The organism is Leifsonia sp. Soil_N53 (assembly GCF_057655165.1).
This window is the reverse complement of sequence record NZ_JBDGMM010000063.1, coordinates 82,182-99,239: the sequence shown is the minus strand read 5'-3', so window position 1 is coordinate 99,239 and position 17,058 is coordinate 82,182. Positions and strand designations below refer to the sequence as shown.

Genomic DNA, 17,058 nt, shown 5'->3' with positions numbered 1-17,058 from the left:
TCCCCCCGTAACCCCCCGTAACCCCTCGGCGAGTAGAAGGGGTGGGTGGGAGCATAGGGGCATGGAACCGGTTGCGGCGTTGAACGAGATCGCCTTCTGGCTCGAGCGCGAGCTCGCCCCGTCGTTCAAGGTCCAGGCGTTCCGGAAGGCGGCCGCGATCATCGCGCCGCTCGGGACGGACGAGGTCGCGGCGCGGGTCGCCGACGGCCGGCTCAAGCGCACGAAGGGGATCGGCGACCGCACCTTCCAGGTGATCTCGCAGGCGGTCGACGGGGAGGTCCCCGCCTACCTCGCCGACCTGCGCGAACGCAACGCCGAGCCGCTGGACTCCGGCGGCGCGGAGCTGCGCGCCCAGCTGCGCGGCGACCTCCACAGCCACACCGAGTGGTCGGACGGCACGGTGCCCATCGAGGTGATGGCCGCGGCGGCGGCCACGCTGGGCCGCGAATACCAGGCGATCACCGACCACTCCCCCACGCTCACGGTCGCGAGCGGCCTCAGCGCCGAGCGGCTGACGGAGCAGCTCGACGTCATCGCCGGGCTCGACACCGGCAGCGTGACCCTGCTGACCGGCATCGAGGTCGACATCCTCGAGGACGGCACGCTCGACCAGACGCCCGCCCTGCTCGATCGGCTGGACGTCGTGGTCGCGAGCGTGCACTCCAAGCTGCGCGCGGACAGCCGCACGATGACCGCGCGGATGCTCGGCGGCATCCGCGCCCCGCACACGAACGTGCTGGGCCACTGCACGGGACGGCTCGTGCAGGGCTCGCGCGGCACCCGGCCGCCGAGCGAGTTCGACGCCGACGCGGTGTTCGCGGCGTGCGCCGAGAACGGCGTCGCGGTCGAGATCAACTCGCGCCCGGAGCGGCAGGACCCGCCGGACGAGCTCATCCAGCGCGCCCTCGACGCGGGCTGCCTGTTCTCGATCGACACCGACGCGCACGCGCCGGGGCAGCTCGACTTCCTCGCCTACGGCGCGGCGCGGGCGGCGGCCAATGGCGTGCCGGCGGAGCGCATCGTGACGACGTGGCCGCTGCCCCGCCTGCGGGAGTGGCTGGCGAAGTAGCCGGGCCCGCGAGGCCCGTGCAGGCCCACGGCTGAGATCGGTGTACAAAACACGATTTCGCCACGTATTCCGTGGTGAAATCGCCCGTATGGCTATGTGATCCGTCGTCTCCGATTCGGAATTCGTCGCGATGTGCGTTTACTATGGCACGTCCCCGACTGCAGCGAAGGAGCTCGCGTGTCCACCAACCCCGCACCCACCGCACTGCGACGGTCCCTCGGCCTCTGGGCGATCGTCGGGCTCGGCCTCGGCTACATGACCCCGATGACCGTGTTCGACACCTTCGGGATCGTGACCGGGGAGACCAACGGCGTGGTCCCGGCCGCGTACCTCTTCGCGCTCGTGGCGATGGTGTTCACCGCGGTGAGCTACGGCCGGATGACGCGGGTCTTCCCGTCGGCGGGCTCCGCCTACACCTACGCGTCGGAGACCATCCACCCGAACGTCGGCTTCCTCGTCGGCTGGTCGTCGCTGCTCGACTACCTGCTGCTGCCGCTGGTCAACGCGCTCATCGTGCGGCTCTACCTGGAGTCGTTCTTCCCGCAGGTGCCCGGCTGGATCTGGGTGGTCGGCTACGTGGCGGTGATCACGGCGATGAACCTGTTCAGCATGTCGTCCACCTCCAAGGTCAACGGCGTCCTGGTGGCGTTCCAGATCGTGCTGATCGCGGTGTTCGTGGCGCTGACCTGGGCGTCGCTGAACACCGGCTCCGGCAACGGGACGGCCTTCAGCCTCGCGCCGCTGTTCCACGAGGGCGTCCACCTCGGCGCGGTGATCGGCGGCGCGACCGTCGTCTGCTTCTCGTTCATCGGCTTCGACGCGATCACGATGTACACCGAGGAGGCCAAGGACGCCCGCACGGTGCCGAAGGCGATCGTGCTCGCGCTGATGATCGGCGGCGCGATCTTCTTCGTGGCCGCCTGGTTCGCGCAGTCGCGCTTCCCGACCCTGGCCGGCTTCCACTTCACCGACGACACCCTTCCGGAGATCGCGCTCAAGACCGGCGGCCTGCTCTTCCAGATCCTCTTCATCTCGGCGGCGGTCGCGGCGGCGGTGGCCTCCAGCCTCGCCTCGCACGCGAGCGTCTCGCGCATGATCTACGTGATGGCGCGGAACGGCGACGGACGCCTCTCGCGCACGCTCTCGTTCATCCACCCGAGGTTCCGCACGCCGGCCGTGGCCGTGCTGCTGGTCGGCGCGGTGTCGCTGCTCGCTGCGGCCTTCACGCTGGAGTTCGTGTCGTCGATGATCAACTTCGGCGCGCTCATCGCGTTCACCGTGGTGAACGCGACGGTCATCATCCACTTCGCGATCCGCAAGCGGCAGGTGCACGGCGCGAAGCAGATCGTGCGCAACATCGGGCTGCCGGCCATCGGGATGCTGCTGACGGGCGTGCTGTGGGCGAACCTCCACTTCGACGCGCTCACCTACGGCCTGATCTGGCTGGCGATCGGCATCGTGACCCTGCTGGTGCTCACCCGCGCCTTCCGCACGCGCCTCGGCGTGAAGCTGGACGAGGACGGGAACGCCGCGATCATCACCCGCGAGGGCGCACCCTCCGAGGCTGCGCGCTAACCCATGGCCGAGGGGCACGTAATGGGGGTGGGGGTTAGTCGCCCCAGGCGGAGGCGGGGGCCTGCACGATCTGGACCGGGGCCGTGCTCCAGTGCGAGCCGTAGCCGTAGTGGCTGCTCGCCCACGGGGAGGCCCAGATCGCGGCGGCCGTCACGTCGGCGCTCGTGCCCGCGGTGAGTCCGGCGGTCACGCCGGGATAGCCGCGCTGGAGGTTCTCGGCGCAGTACTTGGCCGCGGTCACGAGGTCGGGGTAGCTGCCGAAGCCCGCACCGCCTCCCGAGCCGTAGCCGTTGTTGAGCGGGTTGTTGCGGTTCCACCAGTCCGGCGGGCCGTTCTCCTGGCGCATCCAGCGCAGCATGAAGTCCACGTTGGGTTTGGTCGTCGGCCAGCCGCCGAACATCAGCACGAGCTGCGCCCAGGACTCGTTCGTCCCGATGCGGGCGAGGCTCTCGATGCTGTCCGTCGCGCCGAGGGAGTCGCGGTTGACGACCGGCGCGCCGATCGTGGCGTCCACCAGGAGGTGCTGGGCAGGCGCGGGCGCGGGGGCACCGGGCGCAAGTGTCGTGGCCTCCGGGCCGATCACCGTCGCGGCGAGCGCGGCGTCCGTCGGCACGATCGAGAAGCCGCAGACCAGCGCGATGACCGCGAGCGAGACGCCGAGGCGGTGATGGAGCGGGAGCCGGAGCGGACGGCGCAGCGCCCGCCTGCGCGCGGGCGCCGCGACGGCTGCGGCACCCGGGCCGGACGCAGTGCGCGATGCCGTCGGCGCACCCCTTCGCCTCGCCGCGGGTGCGGCGGCGCGACGGCCCGCCGAGCGGCGGCCGCGGGAGCGAGAGGGGTCTGCGGGCTGCATACCCGATCGAGGGTACCAGCGGCTCGCTCGAAGGGAACCCGGAGGATCCGCTAGTCGGCGGGGATGGACGCGCTCACGCGCCCCTCCGCCGCCGGCGTCCCCGGGGCACCCGGACGGCGCACGCTCAGCACCACGACGCACGCCACGATCCCCGCGAACAGCGCCAGACTGACCGGCCCGGCGCCCAGGCCGAGGCCGCCGCGGGCGTGCGAGACGGCGAGCCAGTCCGAGATCGAGGCCCCGAACGGGCGGGTCAGAACATATGAGGTCCAGAAGGCTGCGGTCGCGCCGAAGCCCCACCAGCGGTACGCGACGCCCGGGACGGCGAACAGCACGCCGAACAGGATCCCGGACACCAGATAGCCGAGCCCGAAGGTCGTGGCGGTCAGGTCCCCGGCCGCGGTGCCCAGCGCGAACGTCGCCAGCACGGCGCACCAGTAGAAGAACTCCCGGGCGTGCGTGTCGATGCGGTGCACGGACAGCGTCCGCTGCGTGCGGTGCCAGACGACGAACACCGCGGCCAGGACGACCGCGAACACCGCCGTCGACGCCAGGTACGGGACGCCGATGACGATGTGGAGGACATCGGCGGCCATCGTGCCGAACACCGCGACCATCAGCACCGCCAGCCAGTAGACCCACGGGATGTACCGGCGCACCGCGAACTGCAGCGCGAGGGCGGCGGCGAAGACCACGAACACGGCGATCACGGCGACGACGGGGTCGAAATTCTTGACCAGGAAGTCGGAGGTCGTCTCGCCCATCGCGGTGGTGAGCAGCTTGGTCACCCAGAACAGCGCGGTGACGGCCGGGACCTTGTTGCGCAGCATCCCGTCAGCATCGCGCAGCGGACCCCAGAATCCTCTGAGAGGCCGATTCTGGGCGGCATCTGGGGAGGAGGCGCGCAGGCTTGCTGGTCGAGGAGGACGCCATGACCGCCACGACACCACCGCTCGTGCGGACGGGGCCGCGCTAAGTTGAACGACATGGAAGCCGCCCGGCCGCGTGTGCTGCTCGTCGAGGACGACGCGCGGCTCGGCTCGCTCATCGAGCAGGTGCTCTCGGAGGTGTACGACGTGACGCGGGTGGTCGACGGGGAGACCGGTCTGTCGGTCGGCCTCGGCGAGCGCTTCGACGCGATGGTGGTCGACCGCCGGCTGCCCGGCATCGACGGGGTGACCCTGGTCGGGAAGCTGCGGGACGGCCGCGTCGTCGCGCCGATCATCATGCTCACCGCGCTGGGCGCCCTCCGCGACCGGGTGGACGGCCTGGACGCCGGGGCGAACGACTACCTCGTCAAACCGTTCGAGTTCGACGAGCTGCTGGCGCGGCTGCGGGCGCTCACCCGCACCTTCACCGGCGAGGGACGTGAGCTGCCGGTCGGCGAGTGGCGGTTCTACCCGGAGAGCCGCAGCATCTACTCGCCCTACGAGGGCCGCATCCAGCTCACCGAACGGGAGTCCGACCTGCTGCGGCTGCTGGCGGAGAGCCCGTTGCGCACCTTCTCGCGCGCGCACATCCTGGAGGCCGTGTTCGAGGCGGACGAGCAGCCCGGCACCGTGGACACCTACGTTCACTACCTGCGGCGCAAGACCGACCCCGAGATCATCGCGACCGTTCGCGGCGAGGGCTACCGGCTGGGGCAGCTGTGAGGAAGGCGGCCCCGAAGGCGGCGACGCGGCGCGACGACGTGGACTACCGGGAGGTTCGGCGCGCCTCCCGGACGGTCGGCCTCCAGCTCACCATCGCCTCCGGTGCGCTAGTCGTCGCCGCGATCGGCGTCGCCTTCTTCTTCGTGCTCGACCAGCTCCAGCCGTCTGAGCTGCAGGAGGCCCCGCGCCCGGGCGAGCACAAGATCTACATCGACACGGTCGACGCGATGCTCGCCTTCATCATCGTGGGCGTGCTGGCGGTCGCGGTGGCCGGCGTGCTCGCCGTGGTCGTCACGCGGCGGGCGGTGCGGCCGCTCGGGGAGGCGCTGCGCCGGCAGCGGGACTTCGTGGCGGACGCCAGCCACGAGCTCCGCACACCGCTGGCGGTGCTCGACGCGCGCCTGCAGGTGCTCCAGCGCGGCCTGCCGGACGGCGACCCCTCGGCCGCGACGGTGGCCGAGCTGCGCGACGACACCCGGACGCTGATCGAGGTGGTCAACGACCTGCTGCTCGCCGCCGACCCGGAACGGGAGCGCTCCGCCGCGTCGGACGGCCCGGTGCCGCTGGTCGACCCGGTGCGCCGCGCGGTCGACTCGCTGCAGGTGCTCGCCGGGGAGGCGGACGTGCGGGTGCTGCTGGAGGTGCGGGACGCGGTGGCGTGCGACGTCCCCGCCACGACGCTGCAGCGCTGCGCGACAGCGCTGCTGGACAACGCGGTCGCGCACTCCCCCGCCGGCGGCGTTGTGACGGCGACGATCCGGCGGGACGGGCGTTCGGCGTACCTGACGGTCGCGGATCAGGGGCCCGGCATCCAGGGGATCGATCCCGCCCGGATCTTCGACCGGTTCGCGCGCGCGGCGCCCGTCGCCGCCGCGACCGACGCCCGCTCCCGGTCGGGATTCGGGATCGGGCTCGCGCTGGTCCGCGAGGTCGCGGTGCGGCACGGCGGCGAGGTGCGCGTGGCCTCCACCGGCCCGGACGGCACCGCCCTCGAGCTGCGGCTGCCAGCCGCCGCGTAGCTGCGCGTAGCTCCGGAGATTCGCGGCTCCACTCGCGGAATGTCCGCCAGTCACGGACTCCCGGGCGGTGTGTCGCGCCGAACCTCCGGAGTCGCCGGCGCACGACGCAGCTCGGCAAGGAGGACGCGGTCGTCGCCGTGCGTCCACCACGCGTGCCGCGCGACGACGAGGCCGGCCGGGGCGACAGCCTCGGCCACGAGCTTCGGCGTGCGGAAGCGCTCGTGGTGGGTGGGGTAGGGCGGCGGCTCGGCGCCGTGCGGGCCCGCGCCGGCGTGCCCGGCCACCGCCGCGCCCGGCCGGCCACCGTGCTGGGACAGGTCGACGTCGCCGAAGGTCGCGGTGACGACCCGGCCTCCCGGTCGGAGCACGCGCGCCCACTCCATGACCGCGGCGTCCGCGTCCGGGAACAGGTGCAGCCCCGTCGCGCACGTGACCAGGTCGAACGTGTCGTCCCCGAAGGGGAGCACGGTGGCGTCGCCCTCGGTCAGCGTGGCGTCCGGGAGTTCGGCGCGGGCAACCTTCAGCATCCCGCCGGAGAGGTCGATGCCGGTCAGCCGCAGTGCGGGGTCGCGAGCGCGGAGGGCCCTCAGCACGAGGCCGGTCCCGGTTGCGACGTCGAGCACGTCTCCCACGGCGTCGAGGTCGGCGAAGTCCGCGACCGCCGCAGCCAGCTCGCGGTGCATCGCGCTCCGGTCGTACTCCGCCGCCCGGCCGTCGAAGCGTGCACGGACTGCGGCGAGGAGGTCGTCCGTCATGGCCGGAGCCTACGCCCCTCTACACTTGCTCCATGACAGCCCCCGCCCTGCTCGCCTTCGCGGGCCTCTGCGCGATCCTGGCGGTGACGCCCGGCCCCGACACCTTCCTCGTGCTCCGCTACAGCCTGGCTCGCCAGGGCGCCGGCCTCGCGGCGTCGGCGGGCTCCGCGGTGGGTTCGATGCTGTGGGCGCTCGCCGTCGCGTTCGGGCTGGCCGCGCTGCTGGAGCAGTCCGCCGAGGTCTACCGCGTCGTCAAGATCGCCGGCGGCCTCTACCTCATCTACCTCGGCGTCGCCGCGCTGATCGCCAGCCGCCGCCGGGCCGCGCACGGCCCCGACGTGCAGGTGCGGACGACGACGCTGCGCTCCGGCTTCCTCGCCGGGATGCTGTCGACGGTGATGAACCCGAAAGTCGGTCTGTTCTTCCTCGCCATCGCGCCGCAGTTCGTGCCGCACGACGGCTCCGCGATCGGCAACACGCTGCTGCTGGGCGCGATCGACGCCGCCGTCGCGGCCGCCTACCTCACGGGGGTGACCCTGCTGGCGTCGCGCGCCATGGCCTGGCTCAAGCGGCCGACGGTGGCCAAGATGCTGGAGCGCATCTCGGCCGCGATCCTCGCCGCTCTCGGCATCGGGACCATCGCGCTGAGCGCCACGGAGTGAACGTCCGGCTGTCCTGACGAGCTGACATCATCCACAAGGTGTACGGTTGTTCTGACATTTAGCGATACCTGTGGAGGACACGGATGCAAGCCGAGTACCCGTTGCCCGTGGACCTGTTCGACAGCCTCGACAAGGCCAGCCCGGTGCCGCTCTACTACCAGCTCGCCACGGCGCTGGAGGCGGCGATCCGCTCCGAGACGGTGCCCCCGGGCTCGCGCCTCGAGAACGAGATCTCGCTCGGCAACCGGCTCGGGCTGTCCCGCCCGACCATCCGGCGCGCGCTGCAGGAGCTCGTCGACAAGGGCCTCCTCGTCCGCCGCCGCGGCATCGGGACGCAGGTGGTCCACGGCCGTGTGACCCGCAACGTGGAGCTGACCAGCCTCTACGAGGACCTCGGGCAGGCGGGCCAGACCCCGACGACCCGGGTCATCTCGTACGAGATCGGCATCGCGGACGAGACCGCGGCGAAGGAGCTGGGCGTCCCGGTCGGCGACCCGGTGCTGCAGCTCACCCGGCTGCGGTCGGCGGACGGCGTGCCGCTCGCGATCCTCGAGAACACGCTCCCGGAGGACTTCACCGACATCACCCGGGAGGACCTGGAGACCCGCGGCCTCTACCAGCTCTTGAAGGCGCGCGGGGTGTCCATCCGCGTCGCCAACCAGCGGATCGGCGCGCGCGCCGCGACCGCCAACGAGGCGGACCTGTTGGAGATCCGCCGAGGGTCGGCGCTGCTCACGATGTCGCGCACCGCGTTCGACAACTCCGGCCGGGCGGTGGAGTTCGGCCAGCACGTCTACCGGCCCGACCTCTACTCCTTCGAGCTCACGCTCGTCGACCGCTGACACGGCCGACGAGCGTGGCTCGGGCCCTCAGGCGTAGAACGCGGGGCGGGCGGGCGACTCGACCGGGATGGGGCCGGACTCGTCGAGCGCCCGGACCCCGGCCTCGCAGGCGAGCGCCACGAGATAGCCGTCCCACGCGCTGGGTCCGGCGACCAGGGAGCCGTCGCGCACCGCGTTCACCCAGGCCTGCACCTGGGCGTCGTACGCCCGCGCGAACCGGGTCGTGAACGTGGTGTGCTCGGCGATCGAGAACTGTGCGTCCGACCAGCGCTGCAGCCCGGACGGCTCGCCGATGCGGGCGATCCCGGTCTGGAACACGGCCTCCGTGCCGACCTGGTAGCCGAAACGCGCGCTGACGTTCATCTCCACGTCCACCAGCACCCCGTTCGCCAGTTCGATGAGGACCAGGATCGGTTCCCGGAGCCGCTCGGGCGCGAGGGCGTTGCGCCGGGCGTGCTTGACCTCGACGCTGCGGACCGTCGAGCCGGCGAGCCACGGCATGATGTCGAGCTCGTGCACGACCGAGTCGGTGATCAGCATCGACTGGGTGTAGCTCTCGGGCACGGACGGGTTGCGGTGGACTCCGCGGAGCATGAGCAGCTCCCCCGCGTCCCCGCCGGCGATGAGCTCGCGCAGCGCGCGGTACTCGTCGTCGAAGCGGCGCATGAAGCCGAGCTGGATGTGCGGTCGGTCGAGCTTCTGCTCCCGCTCCACGATGCGCAGCGCCGACACGCTGTCCGGCGTGAGCGGCTTCTCGCACAGGATCGGCAGCCCGGCCTCCAGCGCGGGCACCAGCACGGGCTCGTGGAACGGGCCGGGCGTCGCGATGATCACGGCGTCGAGGGCCGAGGCCGCGAGCGCGTCCTCGATGCTCGCGAAGGCCTGCGCGCCGGGAGCCGTCGCCGCCGCGGCCTCGGCCCGGCCGGCATCGGGCTCGACGATGGCGGAGACCGTCGCCCCGCTGATCGTGCGGGCGATGCGCTGGATGTGGTCGGCGCCCATCAGTCCGGCGCCGACGACGCCGACGCAGAGGTCCTGGTTGCTGGTGGTCATTCGGTCTGGCTCGATTCTGTGCGTGGTGGAGGGGGCGGTCAGCGGTCCGGGTCAGCGGGTCCGGGTCAGCGGCGAGCACCCGAGGATGTGCTGCCGGGTGCGGGTGGCGATCGCCAGCGGGACGTCGATGTCGACACCGGGCATGTCCTGCTCGACGATCGCGAAGATCTCCGGGTCGATGGCCGCGACGGCCTCGATGATCGGCGCGAAGTCCGGGATGCCCGCCGGTGGCTCCACCATGATGGCGGTGGCGGTGTCGGCGAACGCGATGTCGTTCTTCAGCACCTCGAAGCGCAGCTCCGGGTCGATCTGCTTGAGGTGCAGGTAGCCGATCCGGTCCGGGTGGTCGCGGATGAGTCTGAGGTTGTCGCCGCCGTAGTAGGCGAAGTGACCGGTGTCGAGGCACAGGTTCACGTAGCGCGGATCGGTCTGCGCGAGCAACCGCTCGACCTCGCGATGCGTGCCGACATGGGAGTCGGCGTGCGAGTGGAACTGCTGGCGCAGACCATATTCCTCCAGCAGCATACGACCGAGCCGGTCGTGTCCTGCCGCGAGTGACTCCCACTGCTCGTCGGTCAGGGTGCGCGACTCGAGCGTCTCGCCGGTTGCGTCCGACCGCCAGAGGTCGGGGATGACCACGATGTGCTCGCCGCCGACCGCGCGGGTCAGGGCCGCGACCCTCTCGACCTGTTCAGCGACGAGGTCCCACTGGTCGGCGCCCTTGTGGAAGCCCGTGAACACGGTGCCGCCGCTGATCCGCAGGTCGCGCGCGGCGAGCTCGTCGAGGAGCTGCCGAGGGTCGGTCGGGAGGTACCCGTACGGACCGAGCTCGATCCAGTGGTACCCGGCGGCCTGCGCCTCGTCGAGGAAGCGGTCCCACGGGGTCTGCCGAGGGTCGTCCGCGAACCAGACGCCCCACGAGTCGGGCGCGGTGCCGATGCGGAGGCCGGAGGTGTGGGCGTCGGCGGGGCGGCGGTGGATGGCGGTGTCGGTCATCGTCGTCCTTCGATGGTCGGGGCGGTGGAGCGGTGCAGCGGGCTCAGCCGAGCAGGGGCCGCTGCCGCTTCTGCTGCTCGAGGTAGGCGGCGCGGGCGGTCTGGGTGCTCTCCAGTTCGGAGACCTCCGCGACCGGCACGTCCCACCAGCCCTCGCCGTCCGGGCCGTACACGAACGGATCGGAGTCGACGTGGATGAGCGTCGACGTAGTGCTCGCCTTGGCCGCCTTCACGGCCTCCTCCAGCCGGGCCGCCGCGTCCGGGCCGGGCGCGAGCTCGATGACGTCGATGCCGAAGCTGCGGGCGTTGGCGGCGAGGTCGACGGGCAGGAAGTCCCCGCGCTCGAAGTTCAGCTCGGCCTCGTCGCGATACCGGTAACGGGTGCCGTAGCGCTGGGAGCCGACCGTCTCGGAGAGGTGGCCGATGGAGGCGTACCCGTGGTTCTGGATGAGCACGACGACGATCTTGATGCCCTCGGCGACCGCCGTGGCCAGCTCGGTGTGCAGCATCAGGTAGGAGCCGTCGCCGACCAGCACGATGACGTCGCGATCGTCGCCGGCCGCCTCCAGCCCGCGCTTGACGCCCAGGCCGCCGGCGATCTCGTAGCCCATCGTCGAGAACGCGTACTCGACGTGATAGCCGAGCGGGTCGCGCACGCGCCAGAGCTTGTGGAGGTCGCCGGGGAGGGAGCCCGCCGCCTGCACGACGACGTCGCGCGGGTCGGACGCGCGCTGCACCGCGCCGATGATCTGCGGCTGTCCGATCAGTGCGGCCGGGTCGGTCGCAGCGGAGCCGTCGGTCGCAACGGGCGCGAGCGCCGCGTCCGCCACCGCGTCCCACTCCGCCTTCTCCTCGGCGATCCACGTCGCGTAGCCGGCGTGCATGCTGTGCCCGGCGAGCGCGCTGGTCAACGCGGTGAGCGCCTCGCGCGCGTCGGCGATCAGCGGGAGCTGCGTCCCGTGCTTGTAGGCGTCGAAGGGAGCGACATTGAGGTTCACGAATCGCACCGCGGGGTTCCGGAAGACGGTGCGGCTGCCGGTGGTGAAGTCGCTGTACCGGGTGCCGATGCCGATCACGAGGTCGGCCTCCCCCGTGATCCGGTTCGCGGCGGTGGTGCCGGTCGCGCCGACGCCGCCCAGGTACTGCGGGTGGTCCCAGCTCAGCGAGCCGCCGCCGGCCTGCGTCGTCCCGGCGGGGATGCCGGTGGCCTCCACGAACGCGCGCAGCGCGTCCTCCGCGCCCGAGTAGAGGACCCCGCCGCCGGCGACGATCACCGGACGCTGCGCGCCCCGGATCGCCTCGACCGCCGCTGCCAGGGCCCAGCCCTCCGGCACGGGACGGCGGACATGCCACTCCCGCGGCGCCAGGAACTCCTCCGGCACGTCGAGTGCCTCGGCCTGGACGTCCTCCGGCAGCGCGATGGTCACCGCACCCGTCTCGGCCGGGTCGGTGAGGACGCGCATGGCCGCGAGAGCGATCGAGAAGAGCTGTTCGGGCCGCTGCACGCGGTCGAAGAACCGCGACAGCGGGCGGAACGAGTCGGTGACCTGGATGCCGAGGTCGTGCGGGTGCTCGAGCTGCTGCAGCACCGGGTCCGCGACGCGGGTCGCGAATGTGTCGGAGGGCAGCAGCAGGGCGGGGAGGCGGTTCGCGGTCGCGAGCGCCGCGCCGGTGAGCATATTCGCCGCGCCCGGGCCGACCGACGCGGTGGAGGCGAGCGTGGCACGGCGGCGGTGGATGCGCGCATATCCGACCGCCTGGTGGACCATCGCCTGCTCGTTGCGCGCCTGGTAGTACGGCATCAGCGTCGGGTCCTGTACATTCGCCTGCTTGAGCGCCTGCCCGAGTCCGGCCACGTTGCCGTGCCCGAAGATCCCGACGACGCCCGGGATGGTGCGCTCGCGGACGTCGCCGTCGACCGTCCACTGGTTGGCGAGGAACTCGACGAGGGCCTGGGCCACCGTCATTCTGCGGGTCGTCATCGAACGGCTCCTTCGGTGTCCGGGGTGGTCTCTGGCGCGCCGCCGGCGGTGGTGGCGTTCGTCCCGTAGGGGAGGCGCGGGTCCTGCTGCGCGCCCTCCCACGTGCTCCGCAGCCACGCCTGGCGCGGGTCGTCGCTGATCAGCCAGGCGCGCTCGTCGCCCGGGCCGGCCATGACGTTCAGGTAGTAGAGGTCGTACTCCGGCGCCGCGACGGCGGGGCCGTGGTAGCCGAACGGCACCAGGGCGATGTCGCCGGTGCGCACGAGCGCGTTCGTCTCGATGTCGCCTGCCGCCGAGCGGTAGGTGGCGAAGCTGCCGAACGCGTCGGCGGTGGGCGGCGCGCTCGCGCCGCGCACGGGAGCGGACTCGAAGTAGTAGATCTCCTCGAGCTGGGACTCGTGCCCCGGAACGTCCTCGTCGTGCTTGTGCGCGGGATGCGACGACCAGTTGCCGGCGGGGGTGATGACCTCGCAGACGATGAGCGCCGCGACGTCGAGCGCTCCCGGGTCGCCGGAGGCGCCGGGGGTGCCGAAGTTGTGCACCTGGCGGCTGTCGCGGCCCGCGCCGCGCAGCTCGACGGGCACGCCGGCCTTGGCGAGGTACGCCGACGGCTTGCGGACGCGCGTCGGCGCCTCGGCCACGGCGACCCGGCCGAAGCCGCTGATCGTCAGCGCGTTGCCGGCGCCGACGTAGAGCACGTCGGTCGGCCCGTCGAAGACGCTGGACCGCCCGGCCAGGTGGGTCGTCTCCCCCTCGTGCTCGACCGCGAACGACCCGGCGAGCGGGACCACGATGCGCTCGACGTCACCGGCGGGCAGCTCGACCGCGTTGCCGGCGAGCTCCGCGACCCGCAGGCCGGTGTGCTGCCAGCCGTCGAGGGAGTCGTCCACCACGGACTCCCACCAGCGGTCGCCGAGCGCGCCGCGCGGGAAAAACCATTCGTTGTGCTCTGCCATCCCCGGGGCCTCAGCTGTTCTGGGGGAAGCCGAGGTTGATGCCGCTGTTGCCGGAGTCGTGCCGCGTCGCGGGGTCGAGCCAGCGGCTGGTGATCGCCTTCTCGCGGGTGAAGAAGTCGAAGCCGTGCACGCCGTACGCCTTGGCGTCCCCGAACAGCGACGCCTTCCAGCCGCCGAACGAGTGGTAGGCGACCGGGACGGGGATCGGCACGTTGATGCCGATCATTCCGACCTGCACCTCGTTCTGGAACCGCCGCGCCGCGCCGCCGTCGTTGGTGAAGATCGCGGTGCCGTTGCCGAACTGCCCGGAGTTGATCAGGTCGAGTCCCTCCTGGAACGTCTGCACCCGCACGACCGACAGCACCGGTCCGAAGATCTCCTCGCGGTACGCGGCGGAGGTCAGCGGGACGTTGTCGAGCAGGGTCGGGCCGAAGAAGAAGCCGTCCTCGTGGCCGTCGACCGTGAACCCACGGCCGTCGACCACAATGTCCGCGCCGTCCCGCTCGGCGATGTCGACGTAGCCGGAGACCTTGTCGCGGTGCGCCCCGGTGATCAGGGGGCCCATGTCCGGCTCGCCCTGCGCGTCCCCCGCGCCGTTGCCGATCCGCAGCCGGCCGATGCGCTCGGTGATCTTGGCGATCAGGTCGTCGGCGACCGGCTCGACCGCCAGCACGACCGAGACCGCCATGCAGCGCTCCCCCGCGGCGCCGTACCCGGCGTTGACCGCCTGGTCGGCGACCAGGTCGAGATCGGCGTCGGGCAGCACCAGCATGTGGTTCTTCGCACCGCCGAGCGCCTGGACGCGCTTGCCGTTCTTGGAGGCCGTCTCGTAGATGTACTGCGCGATCGGGGTGGAGCCCACGAACGAGATGGACTGCACGACCGGGCTGTTGAGGAGGCCGTCGACGGCGAGCTTGTCGCCTTGCAGCACGGTGAAGACGCCGTCCGGGAGGCCGGCCTCCTTCCACAGCGCGGCCAGCCAGAGCGCGGCCGACGGGTCCTTCTCGCTCGGCTTGAGGACCACGGCATTGCCCGCCGCGATCGCGACAGGGAAGAACCACATCGGCACCATCGCCGGGAAGTTGAACGGCGAGATGATCCCCACCACGCCCAGCGGCTGCTTGAGGGAGTACACGTCGATGCCGGTCGACGCGTTCTCGGAGAACGCGCCCTTGATCAGGTGCGGGAAGCCGGTCGCCAGCTCCACGACCTCCTGCCCGCGCAGGATCTCGCCCATCGCGTCGGAGAGCACCTTGCCGTGCTCGGCCGTGATGATCGCGGCGAGCTCGCCCTTGCGCGCGTTCAGCAGCTCGCGGAACGCGAACAGCACCGACTGCCGCTTGGCGATCGAGTACTGGCCCCACACCTCGAAGCCGCGCTGCGCCGACGCGATCGCCGCATCGACCTCGGCCTGGTCGGCGAGGGCGACGTTCGCCGTGGCGACGCCGAGGGCCGGGTTGAAGACCGGAGCGGTGCGCCCGCTCGTGGAGGGTCGCTCGGCCCCGTCGATCCAATGCGGGATCGTCGGCAGGTCGCCGGCGACGACGGAGGCGGTGGTGGTGGTCTCGGTGCTGGTCATGGTGTTCCTTCGTGCTACTGCGTGCGGTGGGGGGCCGGATCAGCGGCCGTGGACGAGGGAGGCGGCGATGTCGACCGCGCGGCCGACGTCCCCGTCCTTCGGATAGAGGAGCGTGCGCCCGACGACGAGGCCGTGCACGCCGGGGAGCGCGAGCGCGGCCTCCCACGACGCGAAGGTCTCCTCCGGCGCGGCGTCGGTGTCGCCTCCGAGCAGGAGCGTCGGCATCGTGGTCGCCGCCATCACCCGCTCCATCTGCGGCACGACGGGGAGCTTGAGCCAGGTGTAGGCGGACGAGGCGCCCAGGCCCGAGGCGATGGCCACCGACTGGATGACCGCCTCCGGCGTGAGGTCGTTGACGATCCGGCCGTCGCTCCAGCGGCTCAGGAACGGCTCGAGGAGGATCGGGAGCTTCGCCTGCGCTGCGGCCGTGACCGCGTGCGCCGTCGCCTCCAGCGTGCGTGCGGTGCCGGCGTCCTCCAGGTTGACGCGGACGAGCAGCTTGCCCGCGTCGACGCCGTCGCGCACCATCGCGTCGACGTCGTAGCCGGTGTAGCGGTCGTCCATCTCGAAGACGGCGCCGCGCAGACCTCCCCGGTTCATCGAGCCGACGGCGATCTTGTCGTCCAGGACGCCGAGCAGCGCGAGGTCTTCGATGATGTCGGGGGTGCCGAGCACGCCGTCGACGCCGGGCCGGGACAGCGCGAGAGCCAGCCGCTGCAGGAGGTCGTACCGGTCGGCCATCGCGATCGGGTCGTCCCCGACGCCGAGGGCGCCGCGGGCCGGGTGGTCGGCGGCGACGATGAAGAGCCGGCCGTCGTCGCGGACCAGCGGGCGGCGGGTGCGCGCGGCGAGCACCGTCGCGACATCGCCGGGGCTGGCGTGGCGGCGGGCGCGGAGGCGCTCGAACGCGGCGTCGTCGAGGATCGGGGCGGCGCCGGCGATCAGGTCAGCTGCGGACATTCTGGAGCTCCTTCAGCACGGATTCGACCTCGGCGGTCGTCGGCATGGCGGTCGAGCACTCGCGGCGCGTGGCCACGATCGCTCCGGCGATGTTGGCGAAGCGGATCACGCGCTCCAGCGACCAGCCCTGCAGGAGGCCGTGGCAGAGCGCTCCGCCGAAGCCGTCGCCCGCGCCCAGGCCGTTGACGACCTCCACGAAGTACGGCGGGACCTCCACGGCCTCGTCGCGCGTCTTGGCGAGCACCCCGCGCGGGCCCTGCTTGACGACCGCGAGCTCCACGCCGCGCTCGAGGAGGGCGTCCGCCGCGCGGTGCGGATCGGTCTCGCCGACCGCGATCTCGCACTCCTCCCGGTTGCCCACCGCGACCGTGACGTGGCCGAGCGCGCGCTCCACCTCGGCGGTCGCCGCCGCGCCGCTCGACCAGAACATCGGGCGGTAGTCGAGGTCGAGGATCGTGAGGGGCTTGCGTCCCCGCGCCTCCCACGCCACGTGGTGCGCGGTGCGGCTCGGGTCGCGGGAGAGCCCGGTGACCGTCGACCAGTAGATGCGCGCCCGGCTGATCGCGTCGAGGTCGAGGTCTTTGGCCGTGATGGCCAGGTCGGGCGCGATCGGGTCGCGGTAGAAGTAGAGCGGGAAGTCGTCCGGCGGGAAGATCTCGCAGAACGTCACCGGCGTCTTGAGCGCGCCGACGGTGCCGACGAACCGGTCGTCGACGCCGAGGCGGCGCAGCTCGCGGTGCGCGTAGCGCCCGAACGGGTCGTCGCCGGTGGCCGTGACCACGGCGGAGCGGAGGCCGTGCCGCGCGGCGGCGATCGCCACGTTGGTCGCGCTGCCGCCGAGGAACTTGCCGAACGTCTCGACGTCCTCCAGGCCGACGCCGTCCTGCAGCGGGTAGAGGTCGACACCGATGCGCCCGATCGTGATCAGGTCGAACTGCGCACCGTGCTCGGGCTGCGGCAGCGCTGCGCTCTCGCTCGTCATGTCGTGGTACTCCTTCGCTGCGGCGATGATGTGCTCGCCTGTCAAGCCTACACCTTATGTTCTATCAAACTGACAAGCTTTTCTGACAGAATGAGGGCACTCGTTCGTCCTGGACCATCGGAGG

At 71.9% G+C, this 17,058-nt stretch carries 16 protein-coding genes; 6 read left to right on the top strand and 10 right to left on the bottom strand.

From position 1 onward, the window contains the following. Window positions 1–61 precede the first annotated feature (61 nt). Window positions 62–1,069, top strand: a complete 1,008-nt coding sequence (locus AC3A3H_RS12575) for a PHP domain-containing protein (RefSeq protein ID WP_487614887.1) — start codon at window positions 62–64, stop codon at window positions 1,067–1,069. A 177-nt stretch (window positions 1,070–1,246) separates the two neighbouring features. Next, the gene (locus AC3A3H_RS12570) at window positions 1,247–2,644 is read left to right on the top strand and encodes an APC family permease (RefSeq protein WP_487614886.1); all 1,398 of its coding nucleotides are present in this window, start codon (window positions 1,247–1,249) and stop codon (window positions 2,642–2,644) included. A gap of 34 nt (window positions 2,645–2,678) precedes the next feature. On the opposite strand, the gene AC3A3H_RS12565 is transcribed toward AC3A3H_RS12570, so the two are convergent. Together AC3A3H_RS12565 and AC3A3H_RS12560 are read right to left on the bottom strand one after the other, a co-directional pair. After that, complete coding sequence (locus AC3A3H_RS12565; RefSeq protein WP_487614885.1) at window positions 2,679–3,497, bottom strand: hypothetical protein; 819 nt, start codon at window positions 3,495–3,497, stop codon at window positions 2,679–2,681. A gap of 50 nt (window positions 3,498–3,547) precedes the next feature. Further along, a complete protein-coding gene (locus AC3A3H_RS12560; RefSeq protein ID WP_487614884.1) occupies window positions 3,548–4,327 on the bottom strand; it encodes a COG4705 family protein in 780 nt (259 codons plus the stop codon). Window positions 4,328–4,483: 156 nt separating this feature from the next. On the opposite strand from AC3A3H_RS12560, the gene AC3A3H_RS12555 reads away from it, so the two are divergent. Together AC3A3H_RS12555 and AC3A3H_RS12550 are read left to right on the top strand one after the other, a co-directional pair. Beyond that, window positions 4,484–5,149 (top strand): response regulator transcription factor, encoded by a 666-nt coding sequence (locus tag AC3A3H_RS12555; RefSeq protein ID WP_487614883.1) that lies wholly within the window; start codon window positions 4,484–4,486, stop codon window positions 5,147–5,149. Then, window positions 5,146–6,168, top strand: coding sequence for a sensor histidine kinase (locus AC3A3H_RS12550; RefSeq protein ID WP_487614882.1), 1,023 nt, complete (start codon window positions 5,146–5,148; stop codon window positions 6,166–6,168). The genes AC3A3H_RS12555 and AC3A3H_RS12550 overlap by 4 nt, the downstream gene beginning before the upstream one ends. A 50-nt stretch (window positions 6,169–6,218) precedes the next feature. Here AC3A3H_RS12550 and AC3A3H_RS12545 read toward each other — a convergent pair whose 3' ends face one another. Continuing rightward, window positions 6,219–6,923, bottom strand: a complete 705-nt coding sequence (locus AC3A3H_RS12545; RefSeq protein WP_487614881.1) for a class I SAM-dependent methyltransferase — start codon at window positions 6,921–6,923, stop codon at window positions 6,219–6,221. A 32-nt stretch (window positions 6,924–6,955) separates the two neighbouring features. Here AC3A3H_RS12545 and AC3A3H_RS12540 point away from each other — a divergent pair, with 32 nt between their 5' ends. Beyond that, window positions 6,956–7,585, top strand: coding sequence for a LysE family translocator (locus AC3A3H_RS12540; RefSeq protein WP_487614880.1), 630 nt, complete (start codon window positions 6,956–6,958; stop codon window positions 7,583–7,585). An 83-nt stretch (window positions 7,586–7,668) separates the two neighbouring features. Next, a complete protein-coding gene (locus tag AC3A3H_RS12535) occupies window positions 7,669–8,427 on the top strand; it encodes a GntR family transcriptional regulator (protein ID WP_487614879.1) in 759 nt (252 codons plus the stop codon). A 27-nt stretch (window positions 8,428–8,454) separates the two neighbouring features. Here the strand turns inward: AC3A3H_RS12535 and AC3A3H_RS12530 are convergent, their stop codons facing one another. The 7 genes from AC3A3H_RS12530 to iolC are packed head-to-tail and all read right to left on the bottom strand — an operon-like array spanning window position 8,455 to window position 16,934. Continuing rightward, window positions 8,455–9,480 carry a Gfo/Idh/MocA family protein gene (locus AC3A3H_RS12530; RefSeq protein ID WP_487614878.1) on the bottom strand — a complete coding sequence of 342 codons (1,026 nt, stop codon included), beginning with the start codon at window positions 9,478–9,480 and terminating at the stop codon, window positions 8,455–8,457. A 51-nt stretch (window positions 9,481–9,531) separates the two neighbouring features. Continuing rightward, on the bottom strand, window positions 9,532–10,476 hold the full coding sequence (locus AC3A3H_RS12525) for a sugar phosphate isomerase/epimerase family protein (protein WP_487614877.1): 945 nt from the start codon (window positions 10,474–10,476) through the stop codon (window positions 9,532–9,534). Window positions 10,477–10,519: 43 nt separating this feature from the next. Continuing rightward, window positions 10,520–12,457, bottom strand: a complete 1,938-nt coding sequence (iolD, locus tag AC3A3H_RS12520; RefSeq protein WP_487614876.1) for a 3D-(3,5/4)-trihydroxycyclohexane-1,2-dione acylhydrolase (decyclizing) — start codon at window positions 12,455–12,457, stop codon at window positions 10,520–10,522. Beyond that, entirely contained in the window at window positions 12,454–13,413 is a 960-nt protein-coding gene (gene iolB, locus AC3A3H_RS12515) for a 5-deoxy-glucuronate isomerase (protein WP_487614875.1), read from the bottom strand. Before iolB ends, iolD begins: the two co-directional genes overlap by 4 nt. Before the next feature lie 10 nt (window positions 13,414–13,423). Further along, window positions 13,424–14,992: a CoA-acylating methylmalonate-semialdehyde dehydrogenase gene (locus AC3A3H_RS12510; RefSeq protein ID WP_487614874.1), complete on the bottom strand. Its 1,569-nt coding sequence runs from the start codon at window positions 14,990–14,992 to the stop codon at window positions 13,424–13,426. A gap of 39 nt (window positions 14,993–15,031) precedes the next feature. Beyond that, on the bottom strand, window positions 15,032–15,952 hold the full coding sequence (locus tag AC3A3H_RS12505; protein WP_487614873.1) for a class I fructose-bisphosphate aldolase: 921 nt from the start codon (window positions 15,950–15,952) through the stop codon (window positions 15,032–15,034). After that, the gene (gene iolC, locus AC3A3H_RS12500) at window positions 15,939–16,934 is read right to left on the bottom strand and encodes a 5-dehydro-2-deoxygluconokinase (protein WP_487615072.1); all 996 of its coding nucleotides are present in this window, start codon (window positions 16,932–16,934) and stop codon (window positions 15,939–15,941) included. Before iolC ends, AC3A3H_RS12505 begins: the two co-directional genes overlap by 14 nt. Between the last annotated feature and the right edge of the window lie 124 nt (window positions 16,935–17,058).